Origin of the sequence: Burkholderia sp. R-40 (assembly GCF_049942845.1) — a bacterium.
In the GTDB taxonomy this organism is placed as follows: domain Bacteria; phylum Pseudomonadota; class Gammaproteobacteria; order Burkholderiales; family Burkholderiaceae; genus Burkholderia; species Burkholderia ambifaria.
Window position 1 is genome coordinate 2,461,959 of sequence record NZ_CP187967.1, and the last position, 16,130, is coordinate 2,478,088.

General features: G+C 60.3%; 10 protein-coding genes, 2 tRNA genes and 3 rRNA genes. 5 read left to right on the plus strand and 10 right to left on the minus strand.

All coding sequences use genetic code 11. From position 1 onward, the window contains the following. Window positions 1-45 precede the first annotated feature (45 nt). Complete coding sequence (gene uvrB, locus ACP26O_RS11380) at window positions 46-2,136, minus strand: excinuclease ABC subunit UvrB (protein ID WP_126228210.1); 2,091 nt, start codon at window positions 2,134-2,136, stop codon at window positions 46-48. Window positions 2,137-2,384: 248 nt separating this feature from the next. On the opposite strand from uvrB, the gene ACP26O_RS11385 reads away from it, so the two are divergent. Then, complete coding sequence (locus ACP26O_RS11385; RefSeq protein WP_011657455.1) at window positions 2,385-3,584, plus strand: amino acid aminotransferase; 1,200 nt, start codon at window positions 2,385-2,387, stop codon at window positions 3,582-3,584. 148 nt (window positions 3,585-3,732) lie between these two features. Here ACP26O_RS11385 and ACP26O_RS11390 read toward each other — a convergent pair whose 3' ends face one another. After that, complete coding sequence (locus ACP26O_RS11390) at window positions 3,733-4,521, minus strand: 3-hydroxybutyrate dehydrogenase (protein ID WP_126228211.1); 789 nt, start codon at window positions 4,519-4,521, stop codon at window positions 3,733-3,735. A 164-nt stretch (window positions 4,522-4,685) separates the two neighbouring features. Between ACP26O_RS11390 and ACP26O_RS11395 the strand changes: the two genes are divergently transcribed. Together ACP26O_RS11395 and ACP26O_RS11400 are read left to right on the plus strand one after the other, a co-directional pair. Continuing rightward, the gene (locus ACP26O_RS11395) at window positions 4,686-5,657 is read left to right on the plus strand and encodes a potassium channel beta subunit family protein (RefSeq protein WP_175666701.1); all 972 of its coding nucleotides are present in this window, start codon (window positions 4,686-4,688) and stop codon (window positions 5,655-5,657) included. 111 nt (window positions 5,658-5,768) lie between these two features. Continuing rightward, window positions 5,769-6,614, plus strand: a complete 846-nt coding sequence (locus ACP26O_RS11400; RefSeq protein WP_175666700.1) for a 23S rRNA (adenine(2030)-N(6))-methyltransferase RlmJ — start codon at window positions 5,769-5,771, stop codon at window positions 6,612-6,614. A 15-nt stretch (window positions 6,615-6,629) separates the two neighbouring features. Here the strand turns inward: ACP26O_RS11400 and ACP26O_RS11405 are convergent, their stop codons facing one another. The 8 genes from ACP26O_RS11405 to ACP26O_RS11440 all read right to left on the minus strand — a co-directional run bounded on the left by ACP26O_RS11405 (window position 6,630) and on the right by ACP26O_RS11440 (window position 13,288). Then, window positions 6,630-6,998, minus strand: a complete 369-nt coding sequence (locus ACP26O_RS11405; protein ID WP_175656185.1) for a hypothetical protein — start codon at window positions 6,996-6,998, stop codon at window positions 6,630-6,632. 114 nt (window positions 6,999-7,112) lie between these two features. Beyond that, window positions 7,113-7,259 carry a DUF3563 family protein gene (locus ACP26O_RS11410; protein WP_006478295.1) on the minus strand — a complete coding sequence of 49 codons (147 nt, stop codon included), beginning with the start codon at window positions 7,257-7,259 and terminating at the stop codon, window positions 7,113-7,115. Window positions 7,260-7,474: 215 nt separating this feature from the next. Next, complete coding sequence (cueR, locus tag ACP26O_RS11415) at window positions 7,475-7,879, minus strand: Cu(I)-responsive transcriptional regulator (protein WP_105832843.1); 405 nt, start codon at window positions 7,877-7,879, stop codon at window positions 7,475-7,477. Window positions 7,880-8,096: 217 nt separating this feature from the next. Then, a 5S ribosomal RNA gene (gene rrf, locus ACP26O_RS11420) occupies window positions 8,097-8,209 on the minus strand. A 130-nt stretch (window positions 8,210-8,339) separates the two neighbouring features. Next, a 23S ribosomal RNA gene (locus tag ACP26O_RS11425) occupies window positions 8,340-11,221 on the minus strand. Window positions 11,222-11,501: 280 nt separating this feature from the next. Further along, window positions 11,502-11,577: transfer RNA gene (locus tag ACP26O_RS11430), tRNA-Ala, on the minus strand. A gap of 39 nt (window positions 11,578-11,616) precedes the next feature. Next, window positions 11,617-11,693: transfer RNA gene (locus ACP26O_RS11435), tRNA-Ile, on the minus strand. A gap of 62 nt (window positions 11,694-11,755) precedes the next feature. Then, window positions 11,756-13,288: ribosomal RNA gene (locus ACP26O_RS11440) — 16S ribosomal RNA — on the minus strand. The 16S, 23S and 5S rRNA genes sit together here with 2 tRNA genes alongside, the layout of an rRNA operon. Window positions 13,289-13,852: 564 nt before the next feature. Between ACP26O_RS11440 and ACP26O_RS11445 the strand changes: the two genes are divergently transcribed. Continuing rightward, window positions 13,853-15,070 (plus strand): DUF2863 family protein, encoded by a 1,218-nt coding sequence (locus ACP26O_RS11445; RefSeq protein ID WP_105830682.1) that lies wholly within the window; start codon window positions 13,853-13,855, stop codon window positions 15,068-15,070. Between the two features lie 216 nt (window positions 15,071-15,286). Next, the gene (locus tag ACP26O_RS11450) at window positions 15,287-16,117 is read left to right on the plus strand and encodes a LuxR C-terminal-related transcriptional regulator (RefSeq protein ID WP_105830683.1); all 831 of its coding nucleotides are present in this window, start codon (window positions 15,287-15,289) and stop codon (window positions 16,115-16,117) included. Window positions 16,118-16,130 lie beyond the last annotated feature (13 nt).

Here is a 16,130-nt window from a genome sequence, read left to right on the forward strand (position 1 = left end):
TTACAGCCGAGTTACCGGGAGGTTTCAGTGACGTTTTGGAAAGGTTTACCGGCCGCCGCTGATGTGGTCGCCCACGTTCGCACCGAACACGCGTTCGCGCAGCAGCGCCAGCTGGTCGCGGGTGGCCGCGGCCTTTTCGAACTCGAGGTTCTTCGCGTAGTCGGCCATCTGCTTTTCGAGTCGCTTGATTTCTTTCGCGATCTGCTTTTCCGACATGTCCTCGAACTTCGCGCGTTGCTGCGCTTCCTTCAGCTCGGCGCGTGCGTCGTCGGCGTTGTAGACGCCGTCGATGATGTCCTTGATGCGCTTCACGACGCCGCGCGGCGTGATGCCCATCTTCTCGTTGTGCGCGATCTGCTTCGCACGGCGCCGCTCGGTCTCGCCGATCGCGCGCTTCATCGATTCGGTCATCGTGTCGGCGTAGAGGATCGCCTTGCCGTTCACGTTGCGCGCCGCGCGGCCGATCGTCTGGATCAGCGAGCGCTCGGCGCGCAGGAAGCCTTCCTTGTCCGCGTCCAGAATCGCGACGAGCGACACTTCCGGAATGTCCAGGCCTTCGCGCAGCAGGTTGATCCCGACCAGCACGTCGAACGTGCCGAGTCGCAGGTCGCGGATGATCTCGACCCGCTCCACCGTGTCGATGTCGCTGTGCAGGTAGCGCACCTTGACGCCGTGGTCGGCGAGGAACTCGGTGAGCTGCTCGGCCATCCGCTTCGTCAGCACGGTGATCAGCACGCGCTCGCCGGCATTCACGCGCGCGTTGATCTCGGTCAGCACGTCGTCGACCTGCGAGCTGGCCGGGCGCACTTCGATTTCCGGATCGACGAGGCCCGTCGGTCGCACCACCTGCTCGGCGATCTGCCCCGTCACGCGCTTCTCGTAGTCGGCAGGCGTGGCCGACACGAACACCACCTGACGCATCTTGCGTTCGAACTCCGGGAACTTGAGCGGTCGGTTGTCCAGCGCCGACGGCAGCCGGAATCCGTAGTTGACGAGGTTCTCCTTGCGCGCGCGGTCGCCGTTGTACATGCCGTTCAGCTGGCCGATCAGCACGTGCGATTCGTCGAGCAGCATCAGCGCGTCGGGCGGCAGGTAGTCGACGAGTGTCGGCGGCGGCTCGCCGGGCGCGGCGCCCGAGAAGTGCCGCGAGTAGTTCTCGATGCCCTTGCAGAAGCCGAGCTCCTGCAGCATCTCGAGATCGAAGCGCGTGCGCTGCTCGAGGCGCTGCGCCTCGACGAGCTTGCCATCGCGGTGAAAGAACTCGAGGCGCTCGCGCAATTCGTCCTTGATCGTCTCGACCGCACGCATGACGGTGTCGCGCGGCGTCACGTAGTGCGACGACGGATACACCGTGAAGCGCGGAATCTTCTGCCGCACGCGGCCGGTCAGCGGGTCGAACAGCTGCAGCGTCTCGACCTCGTCGTCGAACAGCTCGACGCGCACGGCCATCTCCGCATGCTCGGCCGGGAAGATGTCGATCGTGTCGCCGCGCACGCGGAACGTGCCGCGCTGGAAGTCCTGATCGTTGCGCGAGTACTGCATCGCGATCAACCGCGCGATCACGTCGCGCTGGCCGAGCTTGTCACCGGCGCGCAGCGTCAGGATCATCTTGTGGTACTCGGACGGGTTGCCGATACCGTAGATCGCCGACACCGTCGCGACGATCACCACGTCGCGGCGCTCCATCAGGCTCTTCGTCGCCGACAGCCGCATCTGCTCGATGTGCTCGTTGATCGACGAGTCCTTCTCGATGAACAGGTCGCGCTGCGGCACGTACGCTTCCGGCTGGTAATAGTCGTAGTACGAGACGAAGTACTCGACCGCGTTGCGCGGGAAGAACTCGCGGAACTCCGCGTACAGCTGCGCCGCGAGCGTCTTGTTCGGTGCGAATACGATTGCCGGGCGGCCGAGCCGCGCGATCGTGTTCGCCATCGTGAAGGTCTTGCCCGAACCCGTCACGCCGAGCAGCGTCTGGAACGCGAGGCCGTCGCCGACACCTTCGACGAGCGTTTCGATCGCGGTCGGCTGGTCGCCTGCGGGCGGATACGGCTGGTATAGCTGAAATGGCGACCCTTCGAAGGTCACGAATTTCGATTCGTCGAGCGCGTCGCCGACTTCGGCGTGATGTTCGGACATGGAGTGCGGCCGGAGCGAGGGCAAAAGACTATTCTAGCGCTTCGCGGCGTTGCGGACCGCTGACGGCTCCTGACGCGCGGCACCGGCCGAAATCGCAATTCGCCGCGCGATCGCCGCCTCCGGCAGCGTGAATTCGCTACAATGTCAGGCTGCTGCGCTTTCCGGCGCCGTGCCCGTTGGCGCGCGGTCCGCTGCGCCCGCCCCGCCGGCTGAAAGCCTGACCCTCTTTTCACAACTGCCGAATCATCATGTCGCTCTTCTCCGCTGTCCAGCTTGCTCCCCGCGACCCGATCCTGGGCCTGAACGAAGCCTTCAACGCCGATGCGCGTCCGACCAAGGTCAACCTCGGCGTCGGTGTGTACACGAACGAAGAAGGCAAGATTCCGCTGCTGCGCGCCGTTCGCGAAGCGGAAAAGGCGCGTGTCGACGCCGGCCTGCCGCGCGGCTACCTGCCGATCGACGGGATCGCCGCCTACGACGCAGCGGTGCAGAAGCTGCTGCTCGGCAACGATTCGCCGCTGATCGCCGCAGGCCGCGTGGTCACCGCGCAGGCACTGGGCGGCACGGGCGCGCTGAAGATCGGCGCCGATTTCCTCCGCACCGTGAACCCGAACGCGAAGGTCGCGATCAGCGATCCGAGCTGGGAAAACCACCGCGCGCTGTTCGAAGCCGCCGGCTTCGAAGTCGTCGCGTATCCGTACTACGACGCCGCCACCAACGGCGTGAACTTCGACGGCATGCTGTCGGCGCTGAACGGCTATGCGGCAGGCACGATCGTCGTGCTGCACGCGTGCTGCCACAACCCGACCGGCGTGGACCTGACCGAAGCGCAATGGCAGCAGGTCGTCGACGTCGTCAAGGCGCGCAACCTCGTGCCGTTCCTCGACATGGCCTACCAGGGCTTCGGCGAGAACATCGAGGCAGATGCAGCGGCGGTGCGCCTGTTTGCCGCGGCCGACCTGAACGCATTCGTGTCGTCGTCGTTCTCGAAGTCGTTCTCGCTGTACGGCGAGCGCGTCGGCGCGCTGTCGATCATCACGTCGAGCAAGGAAGAAGCGACGCGTGTGCTGTCGCAACTGAAGCGCGTGATCCGCACGAACTACTCGAATCCGCCGACCCATGGCGGCGCCGTCGTCGCGGCCGTGCTCGCGTCGCCGGAACTGCATGCTGCATGGGTGCAGGAACTCGGCGAAATGCGCGACCGCATCCGTGCGATGCGCAATGGCCTCGTCGAGCGCCTGAAGGCGAGCGGCGTGGATCGCGACTTCAGCTTCATCAACGCGCAGCGCGGGATGTTCTCGTATTCGGGCCTGACTTCGGCGCAAGTCGATCGTCTGCGCGAAGAGTTCGGCATCTACGCAGTCGGCACGGGCCGCATCTGCGTGGCAGCGCTGAACACGCGCAACCTCGACGCGGTCGCAAACGCGGTCGCAGCAGTCCTGAAGTAAGTCGGCATCCGCGGGCGGCAGCCGTCACCGGCCCGCCCCGCCGAAACAAAAAACGCGCTCCCCGGAGCGCGTTTTTTATGGCTTCGTGCATTGCCGGCGACGGCTCGGCACGAACGGTACGCGTGGCGACCGCCCGTGCCGGACTCCGTTACTTCATGAACCAGCCGTGGCTGACGACGACCGACTGCCCCGTGAGCGCGGCGCTCGGGAACGCCGACAGGAACAGTACCGTCTGCGCGACGTCCTGCACCGTCGTGAACACGCCGTCGACCGTATTGCCGAGCATCACCTTCTTGATCACTTCCTCTTCGCTGATGCCGAGCTCCTTCGCCTGCTCCGGAATCTGCTTGTCGACCAGCGGCGTGCGCACGAAGCCCGGACACACGACGTGCGAGCGCACGTTGTGCTTCGCGCCTTCCTTCGCCAGCACGCGCGCGAGGCCGAGCAGGCCGTGCTTGGCCGTCACGTAGGCCGACTTCAGCGGCGACGCTTCGTGCGAGTGCACCGAACCCATGTAGATCACGACGCCGCCGCGATCATCCTTGTACATGTGCTTGAGCGCGGCCTTCGTCGTCAGGAACGCGCCGTCGACGTGGATAGCCTGCATCTTCTTCCAGTCGGAGAACGAATAGTTCTCGATCGGATTGACGATCTGGATGCCGGCGTTCGACACGAGGATGTCGACCGAGCCGAACGCTTCGGCGACCTTGTCGATGCCGCTGTTCACGGCATCCTCGTTGGTCACGTCCATCGCGACGCCGATCGCCTTGCCGCCTGCCTTGTTGATCTCGTCGGCAACCGCGTTCGCGCCGTCCTGGTTCAGGTCGGCGATCGCGACGGCCGCACCCGCCTTGGCGAGCTCCAGTGCGATTTCCTTGCCGATGCCGCTTGCGGCGCCCGTGACGACTGCGGTCTTGCCGCTCAGATCTGCTGCCATGTCCGTCTCCTTCCGTTATCGGATCGAAAAAGCGCGCCCCCGCCGCATCCGCTTTCGTCGCGGGCTCGTGCCGGCGGGCCAGCCGCTATTGTGCACGATCGGCCCCGCCGTTCGCGCGCAAAACGTCTAAGCTTAAGGTCGGTTCCGAGTCGCGGGAGATTTTCATGCACTATCGACGGCTAGGCCGCTCCGGCCTCCAGATCAGCGAGCTTTCGCTCGGCTCGTGGGTCACCTACGGCAACCAGGTCGATCAGCGGGCCGCCCGCGAATGCCTCGCGGCGGCCCGCGATGCGGGCGTCAATTTCTTCGACAACGCCGAGGTCTATGCGGGCGGCAAATCCGAGGAAATCATGGGCCAGGCGCTCAAGTCGCTCGGCTGGCCGCGCATCAGCTACCTCGTGTCGACGAAGTTCTTCTGGGGGCTCGCGGAAGCCCCGAATCAGTACCACACGCTGAACCGGAAATATCTGCTGAACGCGATCGACGGCTCGCTGCGCCGGCTGCAGCTCGACTATGTCGACCTCGTCTACTGCCATCGCCCGGATCCGAACACGCCGATCGAGGAAACGGTGTGGGCGATGAGCGACATGATCGTGCGCGGCAAGGCGCTGTACTGGGGCACCTCCGAATGGAGCGCCGACGAGATCCGCGCGGCGTATGAGATTGCCGAGCGGCACCATCTGCACAAACCGGTCGTCGAGCAGCCGCAGTACAACCTGTTCCACCGTACCCGGGTCGAACGCGAATACGCGCGGCTCTACGACGACTACGGCCTCGGCCTGACGACCTGGAGCCCGCTTGCATCGGGGCTGCTCACCGGCAAGTACCGCAATGGCGTACCGCCGGGCAGCCGCGCGGAACTGCAGGGCTACGACTGGCTCCGCGATCGGCTGACGGACCCGACCAGCAACGATGCGGTCGAACGGCTCGGCGGGATCGCGGCCGAACTCGGTTGCAGCACCGCCCAGCTCGCGATCGCGTGGGTGCTCGCGAATCCGCGCGTGAGTTCGGTCATTACGGGCGCCTCCCGGATCGAGCAGATCGGCGACAACATGCGCGCGCTCGACGTCGCCGCCAAGCTGACGCCGGAGGTCAGGCAACGCATCGAGGAGGCCGTCGGCGACGCATACGAGTAAGGCGACTCACGTCCACTCGCGTACAATACGCGGCCGCATTGGCGTGCGGCCTGACGGCCGCGCGCGATCGTCCGTTTTCATCGATTCATCCTTCGTTTCAGGCAGCCAGCCATGCTCAGTTATCGTCACGGTTTTCACGCAGGCAACCACGCGGACGTGCTCAAGCACGCCGTCGTCGTTCAGCTGCTGCGCTACCTGAACAAGAAAGACAAGTCGTACTGGTACATCGACACGCACGCCGGCGCCGGCGTGTATTCGCTGCGCGAGGGTTATGCGGCCAAAACGGGGGAATTCGACACCGGCATCGGCCCGCTGTGGAACGATAAGAACCTGCCGGAGGCGCTCGGCGATTACATCGACGAGGTGCGCGCGCTGAACGACGACGGCGAGCTGCACTACTATCCGGGCTCGCCGTATCTCGCATGGCGCGCGATGCGCGAGCAGGACCGGATGCGCCTGTTCGAGATGCACACGACGGAAATCGACGTGCTGCGTCACAACTTCCGCGACGCCGGGCGACGCGCGATGATTTACGCCGGTGACGGCTTCGAGGGCATCAAGGCGCTGCTGCCGCCGCCGCCGCGACGCGCGCTCGTGCTGATCGATCCGTCCTATGAGGACAAGAAAGATTACACGCGCACGGTGACCTGCGTAACGGAATGCCTGAAGCGTTTCGCCACCGGGTGTTATGCGATCTGGTATCCGCAGGTTGCGCGGGTGGAGTCGCAGCGTTTTCCTGAACAGCTCAAGCGCCTGCAGCCGAACAACTGGCTGCACCTGACGTTGACTGTATCGAATCCGCCGGCAGATGGCCTGGGACTTTACGGCAGCGGAATGTTCATCCTGAATCCGCCGTACACGCTCGCACAGAGCATGAACGAAGCGCTGCCCTACCTCGTCGAACGTCTGGGACAGGACAGCGGCGCCCGATGCGAGATCGAGCACCGCGGGAACTGAGCGGGCGGCGGGCCGTTACGGTTGCAGTCTCGGGGCGGGTCTTGCCTGATTCGCACGCGACGCACCCCAGCCCGGCACATTGATATACGGCGCGACGAACAACGGGACCGACGAATTCGGCCCCTGCCCGGCCGGCATTCGCATGCCCGCGGGTTCGACAATCGGCTCGGACGATAACGGCGCCGTTTGCAACACAAGGCCGCCCTGGCCATCCTGGATCCCCCGTTGCGTATCGAGAATCAACGGCTTGGACGAAGTCGCCGCACCGGCCGCGATGCCGTGAACGAGCACCGCAGCGCCCAGAACGAGACGCGCACGGGAAGCGTGACGCACATCGAGACGCAAGCGCATGGTCGTAATCTTCCTATGGAAAAGCAGGTGCATACCATAGCGCCACGCTGACGATTTCGCCAGATCCGGCGCACAAAAAAACAAAGCCCCGTCAATACGGGGCTTGCTTTTTCGCTCGGTGCCACACGGCACCTGACGGTACTCCGCTTACAGCGAGTAGCCGTTGGTTTCGAGCGAACGGATGCGGCTCTCGAGCTGGACGATATCCGACGACGTAGCGAGGTAAGCCTCACGGCGCTCGCGCTCTGCGGATTCGAACCAGTTGCTCAGCTTTTCGACGATGTAGGCGATCATGACTTTCTCCAAGGAAGGGGAACCCTGGCGAATTCGAGATTCAGGGATTTCCCGTATAGGGTTATCCCGAATTATAGCGATGTCGCACCAAGATGCTAATGAAATGCTTGCATCGCAACCATTCCAATACGGAATGGTTTGTGAACCATCTCCGTCAACTCATTGAATTATAAGGAGATTGAATTGAGGCCCCTCTTCGACCTCGAGGGTATGCACTAATCTGGTTCACCGACGGGATCGGCGAGACGCGCCAAGATCGGGCATTCCGGGCGCCCGTCACCATGGCAGTGCGCGGCGAGATCGGCCAGGGTATTGCGCATGTCGCTCAATTCCGCGATCCGCTTGTCGAGTTCGGCCACGTGTTCGAGGGCGATCGACTTCACTTCGGCACTGGCGCGGGAGCGGTCTTGCCAGAGCATCAGCAACTTGCGGATGTCCTCGACGAGAAAGCCGAGCCGCCGCGCCTGGCGGATGAAACGCAGGATATGGATTTCGTCCGAACCGTAGATCCGGTATCCGGCGTCGCTACGCTTGCTCGGCGCAAGGAGGCCGACCTGTTCGTAGTACCGGATCATTTTTGCGCTGACGCCGGATTCGCGCGACGCGTCGCCGATATTCATTCCTGCCCTCCCTCCATCAAGCTCTAGTCGAACACGAACGTCGACGCACGAAGCGGTCGACGACACTTCGATCGTATCAAATCGCGTGATTTCGTTCCCGCGTGGGCCATGAGGGCAAGATCAACGGCGATGAGATCCTTGTCGGGCTGCGTTGGCCATTTCCGTCGCGCCAATGCAAAAACCCCCGCCTTTCGGGCGGGGGTTCTTGGCTTAGGGAGCCTGACGATTACCTACTTTCACACGGGAATCCGCACTATCATCGGCGTAGAGTCGTTTCACGGTCCTGTTCGGGATGGGAAGGGGTGGGACCGACTCGCTATGGTCATCAGGCAAAGAGGGTTGTCACGTTGCTTCGCAACGCGACCAATCTGGGAAGAAGCAGTAATTTTGAGTTGTGTGTATCACACACGAGAATCCAACTTGTCCGACGCGCTCTGTCAGCGCGAAACAGACTTGTTATAGGATCAAGCCTTACGGGCAATTAGTATCAGTTAGCTGAACGCATTACTGCGCTTACACACCTGACCTATCAACGTCCTGGTCTCGAACGACCCTTCAAGGGGATCTAGTCCCCAGGGATATCTCATCTTAAGGCGAGTTTCCCGCTTAGATGCTTTCAGCGGTTATCTCTTCCGAACATAGCTACCCGGCGATGCCACTGGCGTGACAACCGGTACACCAGAGGTTCGTCCACTCCGGTCCTCTCGTACTAGGAGCAGCCCCCTTCAAATATCCAACGCCCACGGCAGATAGGGACCAAACTGTCTCACGACGTTTTAAACCCAGCTCACGTACCTCTTTAAATGGCGAACAGCCATACCCTTGGGACCGGCTACAGCCCCAGGATGAGATGAGCCGACATCGAGGTGCCAAACACCGCCGTCGATATGAACTCTTGGGCGGTATCAGCCTGTTATCCCCAGAGTACCTTTTATCCGTTGAGCGATGGCCCTTCCATACAGAACCACCGGATCACTATGACCTGCTTTCGCACCTGCTCGACTTGTCGGTCTCGCAGTTAAGCACGCTTATGCCATTGCACTATCAGCACGATTTCCGACCGTACCTAGCGTACCTTCGTACTCCTCCGTTACGCTTTGGGAGGAGACCGCCCCAGTCAAACTGCCTACCATGCACTGTCCCCGACCCGGATCACGGGCCAAGGTTAGAACCTCAAACAAACCAGGGTGGTATTTCAAGGACGGCTCCACCGAAACTAGCGTTCCGGTTTCATAGCCTCCCACCTATCCTACACAGATCGGTTCAAAGTCCAATGCAAAGCTACAGTAAAGGTTCATGGGGTCTTTCCGTCTAGCCGCGGGTAGATTGCATCATCACAAACACTTCAACTTCGCTGAGTCTCGGGAGGAGACAGTGTGGCCATCGTTACGCCATTCGTGCAGGTCGGAACTTACCCGACAAGGAATTTCGCTACCTTAGGACCGTTATAGTTACGGCCGCCGTTTACCGGGACTTCAATCAAGAGCTTGCACCCCATCATTTAATCTTCCGGCACCGGGCAGGCGTCACACCCTATACGTCCACTTTCGTGTTTGCAGAGTGCTGTGTTTTTATTAAACAGTCGCAGCCACCAGTTTATTGCAACCCCTTCACCCTCTGCGCGCAGGCGCATCAAGCTACAAGGGCGTACCTTATCCCGAAGTTACGGTACCAATTTGCCGAGTTCCTTCTCCCGAGTTCTCTCAAGCGCCTTAGAATACTCATCTCGCCCACCTGTGTCGGTTTGCGGTACGGTCATCATTAGACTGAAGCTTAGAGGCTTTTCTTGGAACCACTTCCAATTGCTTCGCTCCCTAAGGAGCTCGCGCCACACCCTTGAATTACGCACCCGGATTTGCCTAAGTGCCTTCTCCAATGCAGCGACCGGGACTTCCAACACCCGGACAACCTTCCGCGATCCGTCCCCCCATCGCATCTAACAATGGTGCAGGAATATTGACCTGCTTCCCATCAGCTACGCATTTCTGCCTCGCCTTAGGGGCCGACTCACCCTACGCCGATGAACGTTGCGTAGGAAACCTTGGGCTTACGGCGAGGGGGCCTTTCACCCCCTTTATCGCTACTCATGTCAGCATTCGCACTTCCGATACCTCCAGCACGCTTTTCAACGCACCTTCGCAGGCTTACGGAACGCTCTCCTACCATGCGTGCATAGCACGCATCCGCAGCTTCGGTATATAGCTTAGCCCCGTTACATCTTCCGCGCAGGACGACTCGATCAGTGAGCTATTACGCTTTCTTTAAAGGGTGGCTGCTTCTAAGCCAACCTCCTGACTGTTTTAGCCTTCCCACTTCGTTTCCCACTTAGCTATATTTGGGGACCTTAGCTGGCGGTCTGGGTTGTTTCCCTCTTGACACCGGACGTTAGCACCCGATGTCTGTCTCCCGTGATTGCACTCTTCGGTATTCGGAGTTTGCTATGGCGGGGTAATCTGCAATAGACCCCCCAACCATGACAGTGCTCTACCCCCGAAGGTGAGACACGAGGCACTACCTAAATAGTTTTCGGAGAGAACCAGCTATTTCCAAGTTTGTTTAGCCTTTCACCCCTATCCACAGCTCATCCCCTAACTTTTCAACGTTAGTGGGTTCGGACCTCCAGTACGTGTTACCGCACCTTCATCCTGGCCATGGATAGATCACTTGGTTTCGGGTCTACGCCCAGCAACTGAACGCCCTATTCGGACTCGCTTTCGCTACGCCTGCCCTATACGGTTAAGCTTGCTACTGAACGTAAGTCGCTGACCCATTATACAAAAGGTACGCCGTCACCCCTTGCGAGGCTCCGACTGTTTGTATGCATGCGGTTTCAGGATCTATTTCACTCCCCTCCCGGGGTTCTTTTCGCCTTTCCCTCACGGTACTGGTTCACTATCGGTCGATCACGAGTATTTAGCCTTGGAGGATGGTCCCCCCATCTTCAGACAGGATTTCACGTGTCCCGCCCTACTTGTCGTACACTTAGTTCTTTCATACTGTTTTCGCCTACGGGGCTATCACCCGCTATGGCCGCACTTTCCAGAGCGTTCGGCTAACAATACAAATAAAGAGTACAAGGCTCATCCCATTTCGCTCGCCACTACTTTGGGAATCTCGGTTGATTTCTTTTCCTGCGGTTACTTAGATGTTTCAGTTCACCGCGTTCGCTTCGCATGGCCTATGTATTCAGCCATGGATACTCCAAAAGGAGTGGGTTTCCCCATTCGGACATCTACGGATCAAAGCTCGTTTGCCAGCTCCCCGTAGCTTTTCGCAGGCTACCGCGTCCTTCATCGCCTGTGATCGCCAAGGCATCCACCACATGCACTTGTTCGCTTGACCCTATAACGAGTCTGTCTCGCGACAGTCGCTACAGGTTGAGTTCTCGCGTTGTGCCGTATTCCAATTGAGTCAAACATAGAGTTCGAATCATCTTGAGATACATCGATACAATCACAACCCGGATAGCTTTCACGTCCATCTCAAGACGCTTCCGCTATCCAAATTACTTACTTCTTCCAGATTGTTAAAGAACGACAGCCGATATCTGTTGATATCACTCTGACTGGCTCAATCGCCAATGACAAAAATTCGACTACGTCGAACGCTTGTCATTGAGGATTGGTGGAGGCAGACGGGATCGAACCGACGACCCCCTGCTTGCAAAGCAGGTGCTCTCCCAGCTGAGCTATGCCCCCATGTACAGATGACCTCAGGATGTACCTACCGCCAGACAATGGTGGGTCTGGTTGGATTCGAACCAACGACCCCCGCCTTATCAAGACGGTGCTCTAACCGACTGAGCTACAGACCCCTGAGTCTGTCTTTAATTTACAGCCGATAAGCGTGAGCGCTCAACTTTGCGAGAAGCTCTGGAAAGGAGGTGATCCAGCCGCACCTTCCGATACGGCTACCTTGTTACGACTTCACCCCAGTCATGAATCCTACCGTGGTGACCGTCCTCCTTGCGGTTAGACTAGCCACTTCTGGTAAAACCCACTCCCATGGTGTGACGGGCGGTGTGTACAAGACCCGGGAACGTATTCACCGCGGCATGCTGATCCGCGATTACTAGCGATTCCAGCTTCATGCACTCGAGTTGCAGAGTGCAATCCGGACTACGATCGGTTTTCTGGGATTAGCTCCCCCTCGCGGGTTGGCAACCCTCTGTTCCGACCATTGTATGACGTGTGAAGCCCTACCCATAAGGGCCATGAGGACTTGACGTCATCCCCACCTTCCTCCGGTTTGTCACCGGCAGTCTCCTTAGAGTGCTCTTGCGTAGCAACTAAGGACAAGGGTTGCGCTCGTTGCGGGACTTAACCCAACATCTCACGACACGAGCTGACGACAGCCATGCAGCACCTGTGCGCCGGTTCTCTTTCGAGCACTCCCACCTCTCAGCAGGATTCCGACCATGTCAAGGGTAGGTAAGGTTTTTCGCGTTGCATCGAATTAATCCACATCATCCACCGCTTGTGCGGGTCCCCGTCAATTCCTTTGAGTTTTAATCTTGCGACCGTACTCCCCAGGCGGTCAACTTCACGCGTTAGCTACGTTACTAAGGAAATGAATCCCCAACAACTAGTTGACATCGTTTAGGGCGTGGACTACCAGGGTATCTAATCCTGTTTGCTCCCCACGCTTTCGTGCATGAGCGTCAGTATTGGCCCAGGGGGCTGCCTTCGCCATCGGTATTCCTCCACATCTCTACGCATTTCACTGCTACACGTGGAATTCTACCCCCCTCTGCCATACTCTAGCCTGCCAGTCACCAATGCAGTTCCCAGGTTGAGCCCGGGGATTTCACATCGGTCTTAGCAAACCGCCTGCGCACGCTTTACGCCCAGTAATTCCGATTAACGCTCGCACCCTACGTATTACCGCGGCTGCTGGCACGTAGTTAGCCGGTGCTTATTCTTCCGGTACCGTCATCCCCCGGCTATATTAGAACCAAGGATTTCTTTCCGGACAAAAGTGCTTTACAACCCGAAGGCCTTCTTCACACACGCGGCATTGCTGGATCAGGCTTTCGCCCATTGTCCAAAATTCCCCACTGCTGCCTCCCGTAGGAGTCTGGGCCGTGTCTCAGTCCCAGTGTGGCTGGTCGTCCTCTCAGACCAGCTACTGATCGTCGCCTTGGTAGGCCTTTACCCCACCAACTAGCTAATCAGCCATCGGCCAACCCTATAGCGCGAGGCCCGAAGGTCCCCCGCTTTCATCCGTAGATCGTATGCGGTATTAATCCGGCTTTCGCCGGGCTATCCCCCACTACAGGACATGTTCCGATGTATTACTCACCCGTTCGCCACTCGCCACCAGGTGCAAGCACCCGTGCTGCCGTTCGACTTGCATGTGTAAGGCATGCCGCCAGCGTTCAATCTGAGCCAGGATCAAACTCTTCAGTTTAAACCTGTTACTGTTTTCGGTTCGGTTAAGAACCGGTCGCTCACTCAAAGCTGACAGGAATATGAATCACTTCATAAACCTGACTTACTTTAGTGTGAGACTCTTGATACTTTCGCTATCTGATCCGAGGATCAGCTCGCTTCCATCAAGCGCCCACACTTATCGGCTGTTAATTTTTAAAGAGCATTCTGCGAGAAACCTTCTGTTTCTCAGCAGCGCTGCGTTTTCAGCAGCAGAGAAGCGAGATTATGAACCGTCTTTCTTCGCTCGTCAACAACTTTCTGAACTGCTTCGTTGCGACGGCGAGGGGTTCAACTTCGTGTGCGCCAGGGCTTCTACAACCTTCCTCGTCAGCACCGCTTCCCTTCCTCCCGCGCCGCGTTTCCGTTAGCGCGAAAGAGGCGTGATTGTAGGCATCCGCCTCGAACCGCGCAAGGGGTTTGATGGATTTTTCTTCACCCCCGTCGAGACGGCCTTCCGGCCATGCCGAAGCACAAGGCCGCTTATGGTGCAAAGAACGGACTAGAATGTGAGGCTCTTCGCCCCTTTCTATACGTATTTAATATGCGCCAGCGAATCGCCAAACGCCTCCCCCCCGACGCCGACAAACTGGTCGGCCTGTCGCTTGCGCTCTTCGCCTCGGGCAGCCGCATCGAGGATCGCTTCTGGGAAGCGAAGCTCGACGCACTGCTCGCCAAGATCGTTCGCAACGGCAACCAGACCACGCTCGACGCGGCACTCGACCATCTGCAGCAGAACCACCCCGATGCCTACGGCGCGCTCGCCGACATGGCCGAGACGCACAGTGAATCGATGGTGATCGAGCACGACGGCCAGCCGTACGATGCACTGCTGGTGGCCGTTCCCGTTCTCGCGTGGACGCGCTACATGATTCCGTCAGGCCCGCTGAAAGGCGATGTCGCCGACGCACTGCGCACGCAACTGCAGGCGCACGTGCTCGCGAGCGGCACGCTCGTCGGACTGGCCCCGTTCCTGTACAGCATCGACCAGCTGCCGCGCCACCACGTCGAGACCTACCGGCTCGCCCAGCAACTCGCGCATGCGGCAATCGGCCAGCACGCCGCCAAGCTGAGCTTCGGCGACCTGCCCGAAACTTCGCCGATCCTCGCCGACCCGCGCTTCCTGCTCGCCGTGGTGGCCGCGCCGGCCGGTGCACCGCTGTTCCGCTGGCAGGAAGAAGAGCACGGCAACCGGATCGAACGCGGCCAGTGTCTCGAGCAGTGGACCGCCCAGGGCGGCCCGAGCCTGTCGGTCGCCCTCCCCGGCTGCGAGTTCGAATGCCTGCTTCCGGACGCGTACTACTCGGCCTGCCGCGATGCGGACGAGAGGATCCGTCCGCACACGGTCCGAACGGCCATCCGTTATCTTTTCGACACACTTGGTGCGGCACCGCAGGAACTTCGCGCCGTGGTCGCGGGCTTCGGCGAGCGCCGGATCGACGAGTATCGCGTCGGCTTCACGCGACGCGCCAGCAACGACGTGATCTATGGCGTCGTGTGGCCGCTCTACGGCCGCGAGAACGGCGACGTGTCGACCGACAACGCGACGCTCGAAGGCGAAGCGCCGATGGAAGGGCCGATGGAGGAAATCGTGAGTCTGCTGAAGGAATGCGGCGTAACCGACGTCCGGCGGCACGCAGGCCGCTTCGAGCCCGAGTATTGCGACGACTGCGGCGTGCCGCTCTATGCGGACCCACTCGGCGAGATCGTCCACGCCGAAATGCCGGAAGACGCATCGCCGGCCCAGCCGCACTTTCACTGATCCGCGCACCGCAGGCTCGTCGAGCCTGCCCGACCAAGCCGCTCCCGGTTCCTGCCGGAGCGGCTTTTTTCTCGCCCGCATTTCCCTCCATTCAAAATTTCGGACTTTTCCTAAGCCTTTCAGCCAAGCAGACATCGTGTAAGGTCTTTGTCATGATCGGATCCAAGCCAAGACATGCCGACGATAGATCAATGACTCACCTTATGGAGCTTGAATATGCGATTCCTGGTGTTGAACTCAGACGCCGAACGGCGTGACGGACTGAAGGCCCTGCTGCGGCAGATCGACCGTCACGCCAGCATCAACGATGCGCCCGACGGTTTCCAGGCGCGCCGATTGCTGCGCGCCCAGCGTTTCGACCTCGTTGCAATCAACTGGCCGGACGTCGGCCGGCTCAGCGAACTGCAGGCACTCTGCAGCGCCTGCTCGCCGACGCCCGCCGCGGTATTGATCGACGAATCCACGCCGGAAGCCATCCAGCGCTTCTACAACTATGGCGTCGCGGGCGTGATTCCGCACTCCATGCGGCCGCACCTGATCGTGCGAGCTCTCGAAATGGTGCTGCTGGGCGGGCACTACATTCCGCCCATTGCGCTGAGCCTGCTGCCGTCCGCCGCCGCGGCCCGCCACGACGCCCATTTCCAGACGCTCGCCGGATCGCTGCCGCGCCGCCCGGCAAGCCGCCTCCTGTCGCCGAGACAGGCGCAGATCATGCGCTTCGTCCACATGGGCAACACCAACAAGATGATCGCCCGCACGCTCGGCATCAGCGAAGGCACCGTAAAGATCCACCTCGCCAGCATCTTCCAGCAGCTTGGCGCGGCAAACCGGGCCGCGGCCGTCGCGATCTACAACGGCTGGCTGTCGCCGCATCTCGAGGTGCTGCTGGCAAACCGTGAGCGTGCGGACAAGCCGACCATCGGCGAACGGGGCCCGGTTCCGCTGCGCATGCAACGGAAGAACCGTCCGTATCCGCTGCCGGACGCAAACACCGCGGACCTGCCGCTCGCGGCCGAACCGCCGGCGCGTTTTCGGCGCGAACGCTAGTCGGACTAGTATC

Bases quoted from the DNA above. Each gene is read 5' to 3' on its own strand.
- uvrB (WP_126228210.1), bottom strand. From the start codon at position 2,136: ATGTCCGAACATCACGCCGAAGTCGGCGACGCGCTCGACGAATCGAAA.
- ACP26O_RS11385 (WP_011657455.1), top strand. From the start codon at position 2,385: ATGTCGCTCTTCTCCGCTGTCCAGCTTGCTCCCCGCGACCCGATCCTG.
- ACP26O_RS11390 (WP_126228211.1), bottom strand. From the start codon at position 4,521: ATGGCAGCAGATCTGAGCGGCAAGACCGCAGTCGTCACGGGCGCCGCA.
- ACP26O_RS11395 (WP_175666701.1), top strand. From the start codon at position 4,686: ATGCACTATCGACGGCTAGGCCGCTCCGGCCTCCAGATCAGCGAGCTT.
- ACP26O_RS11400 (WP_175666700.1), top strand. From the start codon at position 5,769: ATGCTCAGTTATCGTCACGGTTTTCACGCAGGCAACCACGCGGACGTG.
- ACP26O_RS11405 (WP_175656185.1), bottom strand. From the start codon at position 6,998: ATGCACCTGCTTTTCCATAGGAAGATTACGACCATGCGCTTGCGTCTC.
- ACP26O_RS11410 (WP_006478295.1), bottom strand. From the start codon at position 7,259: ATGATCGCCTACATCGTCGAAAAGCTGAGCAACTGGTTCGAATCCGCA.
- cueR (WP_105832843.1), bottom strand. From the start codon at position 7,879: ATGAATATCGGCGACGCGTCGCGCGAATCCGGCGTCAGCGCAAAAATG.
- ACP26O_RS11445 (WP_105830682.1), top strand. From the start codon at position 13,853: ATGCGCCAGCGAATCGCCAAACGCCTCCCCCCCGACGCCGACAAACTG.
- ACP26O_RS11450 (WP_105830683.1), top strand. From the start codon at position 15,287: ATGCGATTCCTGGTGTTGAACTCAGACGCCGAACGGCGTGACGGACTG.